At 22.7% G+C, this 15,678-nt stretch carries 29 protein-coding genes, 1 tRNA gene and 2 pseudogenes; 5 read left to right on the top strand and 27 right to left on the bottom strand.

Going from position 1 to position 15,678, the window contains the following annotated elements; all coding sequences use genetic code 4:
- Window position 1 precedes the first annotated feature (1 nt).
- From SDAV_RS02340 to SDAV_RS13900, 8 genes are all read right to left on the bottom strand, one after another.
- Window positions 2–790: a hypothetical protein gene (locus SDAV_RS02340; RefSeq protein WP_114564387.1), complete on the bottom strand. Its 789-nt coding sequence runs from the start codon at window positions 788–790 to the stop codon at window positions 2–4.
- 3 nt (window positions 791–793) lie between these two features.
- Complete coding sequence (locus SDAV_RS02345; protein WP_114564388.1) at window positions 794–1,081, bottom strand: hypothetical protein; 288 nt, start codon at window positions 1,079–1,081, stop codon at window positions 794–796.
- A complete protein-coding gene (locus tag SDAV_RS14300; RefSeq protein WP_114564389.1) occupies window positions 1,081–1,347 on the bottom strand; it encodes a pentapeptide repeat-containing protein in 267 nt (88 codons plus the stop codon). Before SDAV_RS14300 ends, SDAV_RS02345 begins: the two co-directional genes overlap by 1 nt.
- Window positions 1,348–1,435: 88 nt before the next feature.
- Window positions 1,436–1,669 (bottom strand): pentapeptide repeat-containing protein, encoded by a 234-nt coding sequence (locus SDAV_RS02355; RefSeq protein ID WP_114564390.1) that lies wholly within the window; start codon window positions 1,667–1,669, stop codon window positions 1,436–1,438.
- A gap of 1 nt (window position 1,670) precedes the next feature.
- Window positions 1,671–1,808 (bottom strand): hypothetical protein, encoded by a 138-nt coding sequence (locus SDAV_RS11795; protein WP_162475848.1) that lies wholly within the window; start codon window positions 1,806–1,808, stop codon window positions 1,671–1,673.
- 1 nt (window position 1,809) lies between these two features.
- On the bottom strand, window positions 1,810–2,007 hold the full coding sequence (locus SDAV_RS02360) for a hypothetical protein (protein WP_114564391.1): 198 nt from the start codon (window positions 2,005–2,007) through the stop codon (window positions 1,810–1,812).
- A 1-nt stretch (window position 2,008) separates the two neighbouring features.
- Window positions 2,009–2,179: a hypothetical protein gene (locus SDAV_RS11800; protein ID WP_186823445.1), complete on the bottom strand. Its 171-nt coding sequence runs from the start codon at window positions 2,177–2,179 to the stop codon at window positions 2,009–2,011.
- A gap of 13 nt (window positions 2,180–2,192) precedes the next feature.
- Complete coding sequence (locus SDAV_RS13900; protein ID WP_281268829.1) at window positions 2,193–2,321, bottom strand: hypothetical protein; 129 nt, start codon at window positions 2,319–2,321, stop codon at window positions 2,193–2,195.
- A 409-nt stretch (window positions 2,322–2,730) separates the two neighbouring features.
- Between SDAV_RS13900 and SDAV_RS02365 the strand changes: the two are divergent.
- Window positions 2,731–4,081, top strand: a pseudogene (locus tag SDAV_RS02365) (spiroplasma phage ORF1-like family protein); the annotation flags it as partial.
- A gap of 11 nt (window positions 4,082–4,092) precedes the next feature.
- On the opposite strand, the gene SDAV_RS02370 reads toward SDAV_RS02365, so the two are convergent.
- Window positions 4,093–4,575 carry a lipoprotein gene (locus tag SDAV_RS02370; RefSeq protein WP_114564392.1) on the bottom strand — a complete coding sequence of 161 codons (483 nt, stop codon included), beginning with the start codon at window positions 4,573–4,575 and terminating at the stop codon, window positions 4,093–4,095.
- Window positions 4,576–4,691: 116 nt separating this feature from the next.
- Here SDAV_RS02370 and SDAV_RS13905 point away from each other — a divergent pair, with 116 nt between their 5' ends.
- The 4 genes from SDAV_RS13905 (at window position 4,692) to SDAV_RS02380 (ending at window position 6,658) form a co-directional block, all read left to right on the top strand.
- Entirely contained in the window at window positions 4,692–4,826 is a 135-nt protein-coding gene (locus SDAV_RS13905; protein ID WP_281268830.1) for a hypothetical protein, read from the top strand.
- 205 nt (window positions 4,827–5,031) lie between these two features.
- Window positions 5,032–5,739, top strand: coding sequence for a DDE-type integrase/transposase/recombinase (locus SDAV_RS02375; protein ID WP_222611579.1), 708 nt, complete (start codon window positions 5,032–5,034; stop codon window positions 5,737–5,739).
- A gap of 394 nt (window positions 5,740–6,133) precedes the next feature.
- Window positions 6,134–6,235, top strand: coding sequence for a lipoprotein (locus SDAV_RS11805; protein WP_186823446.1), 102 nt, complete (start codon window positions 6,134–6,136; stop codon window positions 6,233–6,235).
- A 123-nt stretch (window positions 6,236–6,358) separates the two neighbouring features.
- Window positions 6,359–6,658 carry a hypothetical protein gene (locus tag SDAV_RS02380; RefSeq protein ID WP_114564393.1) on the top strand — a complete coding sequence of 100 codons (300 nt, stop codon included), beginning with the start codon at window positions 6,359–6,361 and terminating at the stop codon, window positions 6,656–6,658.
- Window positions 6,659–6,719: 61 nt separating this feature from the next.
- Here SDAV_RS02380 and SDAV_RS02385 read toward each other — a convergent pair whose 3' ends face one another.
- The 18 genes and pseudogenes from SDAV_RS02385 to SDAV_RS02445 form a co-directional block, all read right to left on the bottom strand.
- Window positions 6,720–6,905 carry a hypothetical protein gene (locus tag SDAV_RS02385; RefSeq protein WP_114564394.1) on the bottom strand — a complete coding sequence of 62 codons (186 nt, stop codon included), beginning with the start codon at window positions 6,903–6,905 and terminating at the stop codon, window positions 6,720–6,722.
- Window positions 6,886–7,167, bottom strand: a complete 282-nt coding sequence (locus SDAV_RS02390; protein WP_114564395.1) for a hypothetical protein — start codon at window positions 7,165–7,167, stop codon at window positions 6,886–6,888. Before SDAV_RS02390 ends, SDAV_RS02385 begins: the two co-directional genes overlap by 20 nt.
- 44 nt (window positions 7,168–7,211) lie before the next feature.
- A complete protein-coding gene (locus tag SDAV_RS02395) occupies window positions 7,212–7,757 on the bottom strand; it encodes a hypothetical protein (protein ID WP_114564396.1) in 546 nt (181 codons plus the stop codon).
- Between the two features lie 203 nt (window positions 7,758–7,960).
- Window positions 7,961–8,320: a hypothetical protein gene (locus SDAV_RS02400; protein WP_114564397.1), complete on the bottom strand. Its 360-nt coding sequence runs from the start codon at window positions 8,318–8,320 to the stop codon at window positions 7,961–7,963.
- Window position 8,321: 1 nt separating this feature from the next.
- The gene (locus SDAV_RS02405; RefSeq protein WP_114564398.1) at window positions 8,322–8,891 is read right to left on the bottom strand and encodes a hypothetical protein; all 570 of its coding nucleotides are present in this window, start codon (window positions 8,889–8,891) and stop codon (window positions 8,322–8,324) included.
- On the bottom strand, window positions 8,866–9,054 hold the full coding sequence (locus tag SDAV_RS02410) for a pentapeptide repeat-containing protein (RefSeq protein WP_114564399.1): 189 nt from the start codon (window positions 9,052–9,054) through the stop codon (window positions 8,866–8,868). The genes SDAV_RS02405 and SDAV_RS02410 overlap by 26 nt, the downstream gene beginning before the upstream one ends.
- Before the next feature lies 1 nt (window position 9,055).
- Complete coding sequence (locus SDAV_RS11810; RefSeq protein ID WP_186823447.1) at window positions 9,056–9,193, bottom strand: hypothetical protein; 138 nt, start codon at window positions 9,191–9,193, stop codon at window positions 9,056–9,058.
- Between the two features lie 27 nt (window positions 9,194–9,220).
- Window positions 9,221–9,376 (bottom strand): hypothetical protein, encoded by a 156-nt coding sequence (locus SDAV_RS11815; RefSeq protein ID WP_186823448.1) that lies wholly within the window; start codon window positions 9,374–9,376, stop codon window positions 9,221–9,223.
- Window positions 9,377–9,403: 27 nt separating this feature from the next.
- Window positions 9,404–9,607, bottom strand: a complete 204-nt coding sequence (locus SDAV_RS02415) for a hypothetical protein (protein WP_114564400.1) — start codon at window positions 9,605–9,607, stop codon at window positions 9,404–9,406.
- Window positions 9,608–9,623: 16 nt separating this feature from the next.
- Window positions 9,624–9,803 (bottom strand): hypothetical protein, encoded by a 180-nt coding sequence (locus SDAV_RS02420; RefSeq protein WP_114564401.1) that lies wholly within the window; start codon window positions 9,801–9,803, stop codon window positions 9,624–9,626.
- A gap of 13 nt (window positions 9,804–9,816) precedes the next feature.
- Entirely contained in the window at window positions 9,817–9,945 is a 129-nt protein-coding gene (locus SDAV_RS13910) for a hypothetical protein (protein ID WP_281268831.1), read from the bottom strand.
- 77 nt (window positions 9,946–10,022) lie between these two features.
- Complete coding sequence (locus SDAV_RS13915) at window positions 10,023–10,157, bottom strand: hypothetical protein (protein WP_281268832.1); 135 nt, start codon at window positions 10,155–10,157, stop codon at window positions 10,023–10,025.
- 780 nt (window positions 10,158–10,937) lie between these two features.
- Window positions 10,938–11,084 (bottom strand): annotated as a pseudogene (locus SDAV_RS11820) (IS30 family transposase); the annotation flags it as partial.
- Window positions 11,085–11,676: 592 nt separating this feature from the next.
- A complete protein-coding gene (locus tag SDAV_RS02425) occupies window positions 11,677–12,435 on the bottom strand; it encodes a DUF3196 family protein (RefSeq protein ID WP_114564402.1) in 759 nt (252 codons plus the stop codon).
- 115 nt (window positions 12,436–12,550) lie between these two features.
- A tRNA-Arg gene (locus tag SDAV_RS02430) sits at window positions 12,551–12,627 on the bottom strand.
- Window positions 12,628–12,686: 59 nt separating this feature from the next.
- A complete protein-coding gene (locus tag SDAV_RS02435) occupies window positions 12,687–13,391 on the bottom strand; it encodes an ECF transporter S component (RefSeq protein ID WP_114564403.1) in 705 nt (234 codons plus the stop codon).
- Between the two features lie 196 nt (window positions 13,392–13,587).
- Window positions 13,588–14,928, bottom strand: coding sequence for an Mbov_0401 family ICE element transposase-like protein (locus tag SDAV_RS02440; RefSeq protein WP_114564404.1), 1,341 nt, complete (start codon window positions 14,926–14,928; stop codon window positions 13,588–13,590).
- A 504-nt stretch (window positions 14,929–15,432) separates the two neighbouring features.
- Window positions 15,433–15,675, bottom strand: a complete 243-nt coding sequence (locus SDAV_RS02445; protein WP_114564405.1) for a hypothetical protein — start codon at window positions 15,673–15,675, stop codon at window positions 15,433–15,435.
- Window positions 15,676–15,678: the final 3 nt, after the last annotated feature.

The following is a 15,678-nucleotide window of genomic DNA, read 5'->3' on the forward strand; positions in this document are numbered from 1 at the left end:
TTTATTTCACTCCTTTAATTTGAATATTTATTCCTTTAATACCAACTACTTTATTATCAGTATTTGTATCTCATTGTGCTTTAATTGTATTTTTAACTAATTTTTCATCAACAATTAAATATTTAATTAATTCCTTTAATTCATATTGATTAGCATTTTCTAAAAAATCATCATCAATACCTAATATTTCAATATCTTTTATTAATAATTTTTCTTTAATTAAATTAATACCAACTTTTTTTAATTGTATTGGTTCTAATGATTTATCAATTTGCTCAATTTGTTCCATTACACGAACTTGTTCATCTTGAATTTGGTCTATATCAAGACCCATATCTGGTGTTAAACTATTTGCTTTTTCAATTAATTCTTGTTTTTTTAATTCTTGTTCTTTTAAAAAATCTTGTTGTTTTTGTTTACGAGCTTGTGTTAAATTATTATTAATTTCAACTCTGTATCTTTCAATATAATTCCTATAATTAGTAATTATTTTACCAATTCTATTATGTTCATCTAATAATTTTTGAACAGGTTCTAATCATTCTTTAAAAACAAAATTATTTTTAGTAATAGCACTTGGAATATCTTTTAAATGCACACCTTGATAACCATTTAATGCATAATAATTAATATGTCTAAAAATATATTCAGTTAATTCTTGTTTATTTTCTTCTTTAAATTTTTGAACATTATATGCTAAAATACTTTCATTTTTAAAATCATCTCCTTTTAAAGGAAATTGAAATGTAATACTATTTACTCTATTTTTTACAATATCATTCATTATCATTCATTATTTCACATCCTTACTAGGTAATGTGTCATATTTAGAATTATCTTTTAATTGTCAAGTTCAATCATCTTTATGTTCATTGTTATGGCAAATTTCATCTGCTTGTCAACTTGTTTCACAATCTTCATCATAATCAACATTTCCCCATCGACATTGAAAATAAAAATCTTCTTTATATAATATTTGTTGTTGTTTTAATTCAGCAAGTTCTTTTTTAAGTGCTTCATTTTCTCATTTAATTGCTTGAATTTTGCTATTAAGTGCATCAATTAATTCTGTTATATTCATTATTCATCCCCCTCAATAACAGTTAATTGGTCTAATTGTTGCTTGGTGATTTTAACACCTTTTAAATTAGCATTATATAAATCAGCACCTTGTAAATTAGTTCATTCTAAATTAGCTCATTGTAAATTAGAACCGTTCAAATCAGTACCACGTAAATTAGTATCTTCTAATTTAGCACCTTGTAAATTAGTTCATTCTAAATTAACACCCTCTAAATTAGCACCTTGTAAATCAGCACAACGTAAATTAACACATCGTAAATCTAATTTTTAACTTTCTAAATATTTACTGATTTTATTTTTTTCAACATCAATTCCTGTTAAATCTTTAATTAAATCTTGTAATTTTTTCATTTTATAATTCCTCCTCAATAACAATTAATTGGTCTAATTGTTTTTTTGTAATTCTAGCACCTTGTAAATTAGCACATTGTAAATCAGCGCGATATAAATTAGCATCTTGTAATTTAGCGCCTCGTAAATAAGCACCTTGTAAATCTAATGCTTCATATTCTAAATATTCATTGATTTTTTCTTGTTCAACAGTAACTCCTGTTAAATCTTTAATTAAATCTTGTAATTTTTTCATTTTATAATTCCTCCAAATTCTTTTCCATAATTAATTTTTCAATATAGTCATAAGCACTTTCTTCTGAATGACATTCTTCTAATGCTTCATTAAATAAATCTTCTTCTGTGTAAACTTTGCCATCTTCATCTTTTCACATATTATTTATTCTCCTTTATCAAAAATAATTCATTGTATGTTTTAGGGTTCATAATTTTTAATTTTTGGCATCCTTTAACCAATTCTTCACTACTTTTAATAAGATTTGCTTTCATAAATTCTTTTAATATATCTAATAAAGTATCTATTTGATATTCTTCTAATGTAATTTCATAATTTCTAATCTTAATTTTTTCCATATTATTTATCTCCTTGTCATTTAATATTTTTATCTTCTAAATCAATAATGGTTGTTTGAAAATACTTTTTATTTTTAGCAGTATTCTCTGCTTCTTCTAAGGTATAAAATAATTCAGTATCTATTCCAAATATAATTTCTGATTTTGATATTAATAAATATCTTTTTTCCATAATTTAACTCCTCCTAATTCTTTTTATTTAATGCTCAATGTTCATCAGTAATTTCATTGTGGGTAAGGATATATTTATTTTGTTTATCACATTTAAAGCAATAACCTCAGTACCTTTGTTTAAGGCAGATTTTCTTTTTCATATAAACCTCCTAGTTTTAACTCGCTGGCACTCACTCGCAAGTGAAAGTGCCGAAGCGAGAATTAGTTATATAAGTATTTATCTATTTATTTACTACGCCATCCGCTTCACTTCGGGGGTGAGCGGGGGCAGTATTATCTTTGTTTTAGCATCTATTAAAAATCTGCAACTATATTTTTAAATTAGACGCCAGACATATATATGTCTTCCTTCTCCGTTCCTTTTTCAAGGAGGCAACGCTCAGTTTTTGAAATTAAATTTACTCGCATCAATTTGAAGGACCTAATGCTAATCGCAAATTTAATTGTTTGTGTCACCATCTCTATTTTTATTGTGGTTTGATGTTAACCTTGGACACATCACCACTATCGCAAGTTATTAAAAATAATAACCAACGCCGATTTACCTCTTTCCTCATACACTATTTCAGTACTTGCCTCGGACGGCTTATGGTTGAAAAATTTTATGATGTTAAAAAGGAGAATTTTTTGGATGATTTAACTGATTTTATTTATGCTTTTGCAGTAAAATATAAGATGTATGATGTATCTGAAAAAATTGTGGAGAATGTTGACCGTTATAAAGATAATCGTTATCCAAGAGTTAAGTTAAACCAAGATAATTGAAAATTAATTGATAAAAATAATATTAATAATCAATTTAGTATATATGATGAAAAGTGATATATAATAATTGCAAAAAATACAACTAATCAATCAATTGAAATTATTAAATTTAAAAATAATCAAAATGAAAAATCAATTTCTCCTATTATTAACAATACATTTTATATTTATCCTATATATAATAATTGATATTCTATTATTAATTTATATTGTTGAGATGGTGATGGTGAACCACAAACACCAACTATTGAAAAAAACACAGGTGAAATTACTGATTGAAATAGTTATCAACAAACTCGCGTAAAAGAATTTATTAGTTTATCTTTATATTCTGTTTTGCTAGAAAATACTAGGGTTCAGCAAGGTGGTAGTGCGGATTATGAAAATCCGAATAAGATTGGTACAAGGCGGATAATTTTTGATTTTGAGACGGTTGATGAATTGGATGTTAAAAATATTAAAAAAGCAATTTATCGGATGATTTTAACTGTTGATGAAGCAAATTTAATTATTTCTGGTAGTTTAGAGTTAAATAATATTAATAATGATGATTTAAGTTTTAATTTTAGTTTTATGCGAATGGGAATGGGTGAAGTTTTTAATTTTAATGGTTCAATTTATTCATCATTAAATAGTAAAGATTTAAAGTATTATCAACAGTTTATCGGTCAGTTTGATTTATCTAAGTTTTTACAGTCGTTTTTTGGAAGTGCTTTGGTTCCAGTGTTTCAAAATCGTAGTTCGTTTATTGAAAATGGATATATTGATAATTTACAATATGATACTGTTTTAGTTAACTTTTTTGCGTTAAAATTACAAAATTTTAATAATATTTTGTTGAGTGAGAATATTAACGATAAATTGCAATTTGATAAATTATTAAATAGTATGTTTAAGATTTCACAGAAATTTTATACTAATTATTTACGTACGATTTTTGATTTAGAGAATAATACCTATTCCCGGTGTTAAACAAGTTAATGAATTAGCGAGTGGTGTTGATAAGGTTTTTGAAACAGTATATAGTTTTTTTAGTCAAATATTTGAAGTATGAAAATTTAATCCCGCATTGTATAGTACAATAACAAATATTTTTTTATTAATTATTTTTATGAAATTTGTGCGATTAATATAAAAAAGGAACTGTTATTCAGTTCCTTTTTGTTCTTTTCAGTCAGTAATTTCACCAGTATTTTTGTCAATTGTAGGTGTTTCTGGTTCACCATCACCATCTCAACAATATAAATTAATAATAGAATATCAATTATTATATATAGGATAAATATAAAATGTATTGTTAATAATAGGAGAAATTGATTTTTCATTTTGATTATTTTTAAATTTAATAATTTCAATTGATTGATTAGTTGTATTTTTTGCAATTATTATATATCACTTTTCATCATATATACTAAATTGATTATTAATATTATTTTTATCAATTAATTTCCAATTACTATCTTTTGGTGGTTGTTGTGGTAATTCTGGTTTTTCTGGTTTAGGTTTTGGTTTATTACTTTTTCCGTTTTCATTGTTATTTGCTTTTTCATATTTTTCACAACCGATTAATGTTGTTGTGCTTGTTGCGGTTAATCCGATTGCTCCTATTATGCTAAGTATTCTTTTCATATAGATTACTCCTTTTTATTTTTTTATATATAATTGATTTTATCTTATATCAATTATATATCAATTATTCGTATTAAATATTAATTTTATATATTTTTGATGGTAGGTGTAAAATAATGAAATATATTATTAATAATTTTAATTTGTTTGATTTACAAGCAAAATTAAAGATTTTTTTGAGTAAAAATTATAAAAATAAATATTATAAAAGAATAAAACAAAAAATATTTTCATATAAAAGATTTAATTAAAAAATATTTTAAAAATAAATTTTCAACTTTTTATTATTGAGCGAATAAAATTTTAATTGCATATAAAAATAATGATTTTGCTGAATTATTATTAAAGTCAACAATTCCTAATAATATTAATTATCAATATAGTGATGATATTCGCAAAATTATTTGTGATTTATATTTTGAATATTGTAATAAACATGCTGGTGGTGTTTTATCTTTGTTTTATAATTTAAAAAAAGGAATTCATGGAGAAGAATTAAAAAATAAAGCACCAAAAAATTTAAAAACATTTTTTCGTTGACTTAAAAAAGATGAAAGATGATTAAAAATAAAAAATAAAATTAAAGAAATTAAAAAACAACATCCAAGATATGAAGTTAAAGAAATAGGTTTGTTACAGATGGACGCTAAATATTTTGTACCAAGTAAATTTCCAGTTGATAAAAAGTATTATGTTTATGATTTTATTGATGAAAAAACAAGATTAGCATTAGGATATGTTTATGATAAATTAAGTACTGATAATGCTATTGATGCTGTTAAAAAAGCAATTAGTGATTTTAAAAATATATTTGGTATTATAATAACACGGATTAGAACTGATAACGGTTCTGAATTTATTAATAATTATCGTAATAATCAAAAAATTAGTGTTAAAAAGACTAATTTTACTCAATTTTTAACAGATAAAAATATTTTGCATCAAACAACACCAGTTCGCTCTCCACAGTCAAACGGTAAGATTGAAAGATTTCATCAAAATTATACTAAATTATTTGTATTTGAAGAAAAAATATTAAATGCAGTTAGTTTACAGAATAAATTAAATGATTATTATTATTTTTATAATTTTGAAAGAGTACATAAGTCTTTAAATTTTCAGACACCATTTAATTTTTTGAATAGTTTAAGTTTAATTAAATAATTTTAAATTATTAAGTTTTTGTGTTTAAACTAAATAAGTTTATTATATTTTAATTAATTAATAATATGTAAATTAACTCATAAAATATGTTATTAAAATAATAAAATATGTATTTATTAATTAAAATTTAATAAATTATTTTTTATTGTGTTTAATTTTATATTTTTTATTTATTTATTTTATGATATTTTTTTATTATAAATAAATATTTTTATTATTTTTGTTATTTTCTTGTAATCTTTAAAATGTGTGTGGAATACTGCATATTATCAAAATAAATATTATTTTTGAATATTTATATTTTAATTATATTTTCAATAAATAATCATTAAATTTGCATAATTCATTATATAATTTTTATATAAATAAAATATCAAGAAAGGACTGGTTTTTTATGAAAAAATGATTAAGTCTTTTAAGTGCAATTACATTACTAGAAACAAGCACAACAAGTCTAGTTGCTTGTAATAATATACCACAATACACCGAAGATTAATTAACAAAATTAAAAACAGAAAATCAAATATGCACAAATTGCCAAGAAATAAAAGAAAACTTAGAATGAATTTGTCCACAAGAAAAACCATTTAATACAGTTGATAATAAATATTATTATGTAGTGTGACGTGGTGATGAAAATGATGTTTGAGAAATTGTTAAATTTAAGCATTCCGATTACTTACATAATATTAAGTATATTAAAAATAATATAAATTTAAAAATTGGAAAAAGAGGAGTAAGTGAGAGTATATCAATATTTTCATATGACTTAGTTGTTTTTAAACCACCTTTTTATTATTATTGAGCAGAAGATAAAGGAATTTACTTTAAAGCAGTTTATCGTTGGGATGGTGATGAGCAAAAATTACCTGATTTAATTGTTGATAATAATGGCAATGTAAAAGTTAATAGTGAATAAAAAAGCAATTTAGTAAAAATTGCTTTTTTAATTTATTTAATTTTCTTTTTCATCATCTTTTTTAATTATGTCAAATATTATCTTCTTTATTTTCATCTAACAAAATACATTCATTATTAATTTTTTCTTTTAATTTTAGCATTAGTTTATTAATTTTAGTGAATAAAATTGGCAATACCAATGTTAAACCGTGAACTATTCAATATGCTAATCGTAGAAAAAATAACTTAGTCTTTTTCTTTTTCATTTTTATTACCATCCTTGTTTTTTTGTCTGATATTTATTTTGTTGTTATTAGCAAGTTTGTTATTTATAATTGTAATAACATCTAATTTCGTATTAATATTATTAATTTCAATTTTAATATCGTTTATTTTTTCTTTTAATTCTTTGTTTTCATCTCTGATTTTTTGTTGTTTTTTGCTCAAAATAGTTGCCGTTATGCCGGTTGTTCCACCAGCAAAAAGTGATATAACAAAAACAATAATTTCTAAAATAGTTTCACTCATTTTTTATTCTCCTTATTATCAAATTAATATTTATCAATTAGTACTTAATGCCCAAATGCTCGCAAACCAATAACAGCCGTTGTCACAATACCACGCTGTGCTTTTTCTCATGTTTTAAAATCTTTTCATACCCAAAATTTAATCATATCCCTTTCATCATCATATGCTAATATTGGTGATCATTCTTCGCCACCATTCCAACGATAAACTGCTTTAAAGTAAATTCCTTTATCTTCTGCTCAATAATAATAAAAAGGTGGTTTAAAAACAACTAAGTCATATGAAAATATTGATATACTCTCACTTACTCCTCTTTTTCCAATTTTTAAATTTATATTATTTTTAATATACTTAATATTATGTAAGTAATCGGAATGCTTAAATTTAACAATTTCTCAAACATCATTTTTTTCACCACGCCATACAAGTTCAACGCTCATTTGCCCTTTATTTTTAGCGAAAGTAATATCATTAAAAGGTATATATTCAAAATTACCATCTTCTTTAATTTCTTTTTCATCTAAATCAATATCACTAATATCTATCCCTAATTCTTGTGCTAATTTACGATATAATTTTGCTTCAACCATTTCTTTTGGTCATTTATTTCAAGGTGAATATTCACTATTTCCACTTGGACTACTATTTTTTAATCTTTCAATATCTGCTTTTCTTAATAAAATACCTTGATAATTACCATTTTTATCTTTTGCAAAAGCATAAGCACCAATAATCTCATTATAATCACTCGTATTTGCATTAAAATTAATTTCATGTATTTTAGGACAAGAATTTATAGCATCTCATTAAAACTTTTCACCTTTAAATATATAATAAATTTTCGTGAACTATATCCTGCTTCTTCAATTATTCTACAATAAACTTTACTATCAATAACAGTAGTTAATTTATTTTTAAACGGAATAATATTAAAATCTTTACCAAAAATTAATCCTTTATTACTTAATTTAATAATTCTTAATGCTGTTATTTTTGCATTATCAGCATTATTAACTAATTGCATATAATTTTGTCCATTTTTCATTTTTAATTCTTCAAGTGCTAAAATATTTTCTTTTAAATATTTATCATTAACTTTTAATTCATATTTAATAATTGCACCTTTAATATATTGTTGTAATTCATTTGTCATTTTATTTCACTCCTTTAATTTGAATATTTATTCCTTTAATACCAACTACTTTATTATCAGTATTTGTATCTCATTGTGCTTTAATTGTGTTTTTAACTAACTTTTCATCAACAATTAAATATTTAATTAATTGTTTTAATTCATATTGATTAGCATTTTCTAAAAAATCATTATCAATTCCAATTACTTCAATATCTTTAATTAATAATTTTTCTTTTATTAAATTAATACCAACTTTTTTTAATTCTTTTGGTTCTAATGATTTATCAATTTGCTCAATTTGTTCCATTACACGAATTTGCTCATCTTGAATTTGGTCTATATCAAGACCCATATCTGGTGTTAAACTATTTGCTTTTTCAAGTAATTCTTGTTTTTTTAATTCTTTTTCTTTAAATAATTCATTTTGTTTTTTAATGCGTACTTGATTAATATTATTTTTAATTTCAATTTTATGATTTTCAATATATTTTTCAAAATGAATAATATTAATACGAATTCGATTTAAATCATCTTTAAATACTTTAATTAATTCTGATGGTTCTTTAAAATTGTTTTTTAGTGATTTCAATATTTTTTAAATCAGCACCTAGTAAATTAACATCTTCTAAATTAGCACCTTTTAAATCAGCACCTCGTAAATCTAATCGTTCGTTTTTTAAATATTCATTTATTTTATCTTCTTCAACACTAATTCCTGTTAAATCTTTAATTAAATCTTGTAATGTTTTCATTTTATAATTCCTCCAAATTCTTTTCCATAATTAATTTTTCAATATAGTCATAAGCACTTTCTTCTGAATAACATTCTTCTAATGCTTCTTCAAATAAATATTCTTCGGTATAAAATTTGCCATCTTCATCTTTTCACATATTATTTATCCTCCTTTAATATAAGTTCTAATATTCACATCCTTTTCATTTAATATTTTCATTTTCTAAATCAATAATGGTTGTTATTCAACCATTTTTATTTTCAACATTAGCAGTAATTTTTGCTTCTTCTAATGTATAAAATGATTTCGTTAAAATATCATTTGAAAAATAACTTTTCATAATTAATAATTATTTTTTAGTCATAATTTAATCCTCCTTAATCATTTTTACTCGTAATAAATTATTTAATTCACTTGTATTTTTAAAATTAAAATATAATTCTGATAATGTAAATATTTCAATAGAATTATTTTTTCAATAACATTTATATTTTTTATCTTTACATTTTTTTCAATTAATACCAATAAATGTTAATCAAGCATTTTTATAATTAATTTCATTTTTTAACATTATTTATATTCTCCTTTTAATTTTTTTTATTTATAATTAAATTTTCTAATTGATAAGTTTGTAATCAATGTTCTTCACATAATATAATTTCTTTTTTATAACCTAAATTTCACTCTAATTTATCACCAATTTTTTCAATAAAATTATTTCCAAAATAAGCATTTTTATTATTACAATTAATTCTTTGACATTTCATAGATTTTTTAATCCTAATTCTTTTTACCTAATGCTCAATGTTCATCAGTAATTTCATCTTGTGAAATTATATGTTTATCTTGTTTATCACATTTAAAGCAATAACCTCAGTACTTTTGTTTAAGGCAGATTTTCTTTTTCATATAAACCTCCTAGTTTTAACTCGCTGGCACTCACTCCCAAGTGAAAGTGCCGAAGCGATAATTAGTTATATAAGTATTTATCATTTATTTACTACGCCATCCGCTTCACTGGTAGTAAGCGGTGGCGGTATGTTAATTGTTCTATATTTTGTATTTTGTAAATATACAACTATTTTTATTTTTTTGACGCCAGAACATATATCTCTCTTCATCCGCACCATTTTCTTTCAGGTCAAAGCGTTCAGTTTTTAAAATAAATCTACTTGCACCTTTAAGAGCCTAATGCTATACGCAAATTTATTTATAAAGTTGCCATCTCAATATTTATTGTCGTTCGATGTTGACCTATCACTTATCACGACTATCACAAGTTATTAAAAATAATAACCAACGCCGATTTACCTTTTTTCTCATACACTATTTCAGTACTTGCCTCGGCCAGCTGTGGGAATGAGTATAAACTCATGTTCTTATGGAAGCACTTAGTTATTTAAAATAACCGCCCCACTCTGCATTAAGTTTTATAAAATCAAGGTTTTAAAAAACCAGTTTCATAATCAAAGGATAATTTTTGAATTTTATAAGCGTTTATAAAACCGCTTTTGTGTTTTATCTTTTACTTTATTCAATAAATCTTTATGTTTTTTACAAGTTCATAAAACTTTATTTGATAAAAATTATTCAGTAATGAATGATATTACTTGATAACAATCATTAACATCACATATTTTTTGTTGTTTAATTATCATTACCTCCTTTTAGGAGTTGTTTTATTTCAAATAAAAAAACAACTCTAACAAGAGTTGTTTTTTTGGAGCTTCATCGTACAGGATGCAAAATTAAAAATATTTTAATTTTTCTTTTATTTTATCCATATTTAAGCACACTAAAAAATAATTTATTAATTTTAATTAATAAATACATATTTTATTATTTTAATGACATATTTTATAATTTAATATACATTTTTAAATATTTATTGTTTATATATTCTACAAAAACATTTCTTTAGCACTTATTCAATTTAAACACGGTCGAAGTTTATCATTTATAACATTAACTACTCAATTTATTTTTTGTTGACTAACATTATTAAAATCAGTTTCAGGAGGAAATCAGTGTATTAATTCACTATTCATAATAAATTCTAATTTTGCTAAGCAATGCCGATCATACTTTTTACAATATCAACCGCCTTTTCTGTTTCTAGTTAATTTTGTAAAGTACTAATTAATATAACACTGACATTTATTAATTAATACTGTCTTATTTGCTAATTTAATTTTTAACTCTTTTCAACAGAGTTCTTTTAAAGAAAATTTCAATTCTTCCTTATAAATAGTAAGATTTCTAAATTTTTTTATTGTGGAACACTTACCCTTTAAACATTGCAGGTTAAAGATTTATCCCTAAACCACGATAACTCTTTTATATTGCCTAAAAGAATTGCCTGCATTATGTCGTAGCGGTATGGCCACCCCTGTATTGTTTATCCTCGCTTGCTTGGTTTAACAACATTCCAAGTAGGAGAGTTTTATTTTGTTGGTTTTGCTGTTATTTTCTTAAACTAAGCAAGGTTAACGACAATTTTAAACTAATTAAAAAAGATAGAATTTTATATCTATCTTTTTCTTATTTTTTGGAAATTTTATACCAACAGAATATTTTACGCGGTCCTTTTTTCCCCAATTTATTTTGCTTTTTTGGTCTAATTCTAAATAATAATTTATTTTATAATTCTTGTTGGTTTAAGTAAGGAAGATATTTTTTTACTATTTCAACTTGAACTGTAAATTGTTTTGCCAGATCTTGGATTACTATTTCTTCGCCATACATCCCATGACCTTGATATATAATTGCAATTGTTAATGCTTTTTCTTCATTATTTTCTAAAAAATAAGGATATAAGTTATAATAATATGTTTCTAGCAAATATAAACAAGTATGGTATAAACTAGGATTATCATTATAAACTCATTGGTCTAATAATTTCATTATGGTTTTAACTTGTTCATTTTCTTTATATGGTATTATTTGACTTGGATTCAAGTGAAAAATACCATTTGTTTTTTTCACTTCAAATATTTCTGTAATTTCTTGTTTTTTTAATAAGTATAATAAATAAATCTTTGCAAAATCAGTGACTTTTTTATTCAGAAAATATTGACGAATTACTGGTAAAATTTGTCGTAAATTTTGGTCTTTTAAATATTGAAAAGCTAATAATTGAGTTTCCTCATCACATGGATTCGCTAAAATATCACTAATTTTTGCTAATGTTCAAACTGTTGTTTCACTTGACTTTTGTTCTCGAATTTTTTCATTAACTTCTTGTAATAATGTTGTTAATACTTTCTCAACTTGTTGAGGAATATAAGGCATCAACAATTCATCATTAATTTTGATAAGTGTACCATTGTAATTATGATTACTAATTAATTCTTTAATTTCATTAATTAATTCATCATAATAATTTAATGGTGTTTGCATTTAATAAATCCTCCTTAGATAAAACAATCTTTTATATTATTATAACAATTTTAAAAAAATAAAACCTTATTTAATCATTTAAATAAGGTTTTTAATTTAATTACAATTTAAAAAATGGCGCCCACGGAGAGATTCGAACTCCCGACCCTACGCTTAGAAGGCGCATGCTCTCTCCTACTGAGCTACGTGGGCATACCATACAAATAATAACATAAATTAAAGAATATTTTCAAGAAAATAAGTTTGCTTTTTTAAAAATAAATTTCATCAATAATATTATAATCATGTAATACTTCTGTTACTTTTTTTGTTGGTTTTATTATTATAAATTGCTTTTGAAGGTGAATTACTGCACGATAAATTAAAATAAAAACAATACTATTAATCGTAAATTTCAATAAATTAAAAGGAATAACTATCTGTACTAAAATACTTTTAAATCATTGTACTGTTTCGTGGGGAAGATGTAAGAAATGAGCATACATGTCATAAATAAATAATCAATTAAATAATGTCATTACAAATGAAGCAATAATTGTTGCTAAACTAACATTTATTGTTGTAATTAAATAATCAGCTTTTTTTGAAAAATTATTTTTAAACAAGTGATTAAATCCTTTTCGTAAAAAATTATCGCCTAATCAAAAAACTAATAAAAAAATTAAATCTGCTAACATTAAAGCAAATACATCAATGGGAGTATCACCTAAATAAACCATTCGTAATCAACTAACACTAATAGTTAAAAAACTAGCATAAATAATACCAAACAAACGAAGAGATAATAACATTAAAAAATCAGTTAACTCAATTTTTAAAAATGGAGCAACGGGAAAAACTGTTAAATTCATTATTTTACTTAATCATGACAATAAAACATATAAAGCAATCACAATTGCCATTCCCACAATTCTTTTTGTATCTAAGTAAAATAAATTTTTTATTTTTGTTTGCATATTATCACCTTGTTTAATTATAAATTATTTTTAGGTCATATAAATTATTTTGGGGTATTTACTATATTTTAAGAAATTATGGAATAAATAATCAACATACTTAACTTAAAGATACCATGTTTAATTTTATTGTCAACAAATTTTTATATTTTTTTAAATTTAATCACAACAAAAAATGCATTTTTATTAAAATTATTTAATTTAAAAATAAAATTAATAAAGACGGTAATTTTTGTTGTTCAGTTTTATTAAAATTATTATATAAAATAGTATTATTTTTTGGTGGTTTTTCTGATTGTTTAAAATCCTTAATATTATTTCTTAATTTTAGCATACTATTATTCAATTTATTTTTAACAGTTTTTTCGCTATAAATTCCTTTTTTAGAAAATATCCCCTTACCATAATGGGAAACATCGCCCTCCATGTGACAACCAATATTATTTCATAATGTTTGATTTTTAATGCCATCCTCGTTATTTTTAATTAAATTAATTGTTTCTCTTAAAAACTTTTTATAACTAGGAATAAATGACTTACTTTCTTTTAAACATTGTAATAATTCATAATATTTTCCATTATAAAAATAATCAACAACTTGTTTAAAAGTTTCTTCATTTTCTTTAATTATTCTTCGGTGGGGTAATAAATCCTTAAATCTTTTTACTAAATGAAATTTGTCTATTGTATAATGAACTTTGTTATTAGGAAAACGATTTGCAATATCTTTTTTAACCCCTTTAATTCAATTTGCTCCATCACCTAAAATCATAATTTCAGTATCATCTTGAATATTATAATTACTTATTATCAAAAGTATTAATTTAACAACAAAACGGGTTAATTTTGTTTTTTTAGAAATATAAATTGGAATATTATCTATTTCGTAAACACCTAACTTATTTGCAATTACATGTCTTTTTTCGGTTGATTTTTCTTGATCATAACCAGTATGAACAGTAGATAATAAGGCGTGTTTTTTAACCTTTTTTCTATCGTATTCTATTTTAAGAAAATTTCCATCAATTTGAATATATAAAGTATGCGGAACTTTTATTTTAATAGTGGTATTATTAATATAATATTTGTAGTTTGTTGTTGCGTTTTTTATTGTATTTGAAATTGTAATTAAACTAATTTTTGCTTGTTCTAAGGCATGTAAAATATCGCGGTATTTTTTATCATCACTTAAAAACAATAAAATTCTTTCTTTAACATCATTTCCTACTTTTTGTCATTTTTTAATTAGTAAAACTTCATCTAAAATAAAAATATATTCTTCTTTTCCTGTTATTGGGTTAATTTTATAATATATTCGTCTGTTAAACGTTATTTTACCTTTTAAAGTGATTAATGTTCTTTTAATATTATCTTTTACTCGATAATGTTTAAATTTATCATATTTTTGATAATTTTGAAAAATAAGATCATCTCACTTTTCTAACCTATATGCAATTTCTCCAACAACATTTCTATTCAAATCTTCATATGTTTTATTAAAAAAGTTTTCACCATTAAAAATATTATTAATATTCATTTTAAAGTTGTTTACTTTCCTGATTTAAAAATAAATCATCACACACATTAAAATAAACACCCAAAAAAAGCAAGTTTTTTTAACTTGTTTTTCAAATATTTATTTTTTTTAATATTATTTAATACAATTTTGATACTTTTTTTATAACAAATATATTATATCTTAATTTAAAATAAAAAAACAAGATTTTTAATCTTGCTTAATTATTATTTTTTTGTTTATTTTGTAAATTCATTAATGTTTGATAAAATTTTTTAAAGACTTTAAAACCTAAATAAAAATCATCTTCTTTGTCTTGTTCCTTATATGTTTCTATATTTTCTTTTAAATCATTAGTTATTTTTCCTTTTTCATCAAAATTAACAAATATATAGTCATGATAAAAACTTCCCTCAGGAGTTATTTTAAATTCAATACCTGAAACATTATCATTTTTATCAAGATAAACAGTAAGAATTTGTATTCAAATATCTTGCTTAATTTTTTTGATTTCTTCAAAAAGTTCTAATATGTTGTGGTTTCAATTGCATTATCTAAATGTTGCTTTAAAAGATACGAATTAAAAGTATCATATCCTATACCATAACAAATTAAATTATATTTTTTCATTATATTTATAATATAATTAACAATTTCACTAATATTGATTTCTTCTCCTTTGAATAATGTTAATATTCCTTGTTCTTGGTAAAGTTTATATGGTATTTTATCTTCTGTTGTTTTTTCAATTATTCTTGCTTCTGGCATAAA

Source organism: Spiroplasma phoeniceum P40, from assembly GCF_003339775.1.
Lineage (GTDB): Bacteria > Bacillota_I > Bacilli_A > Mycoplasmatales > Mycoplasmataceae > Spiroplasma > Spiroplasma phoeniceum.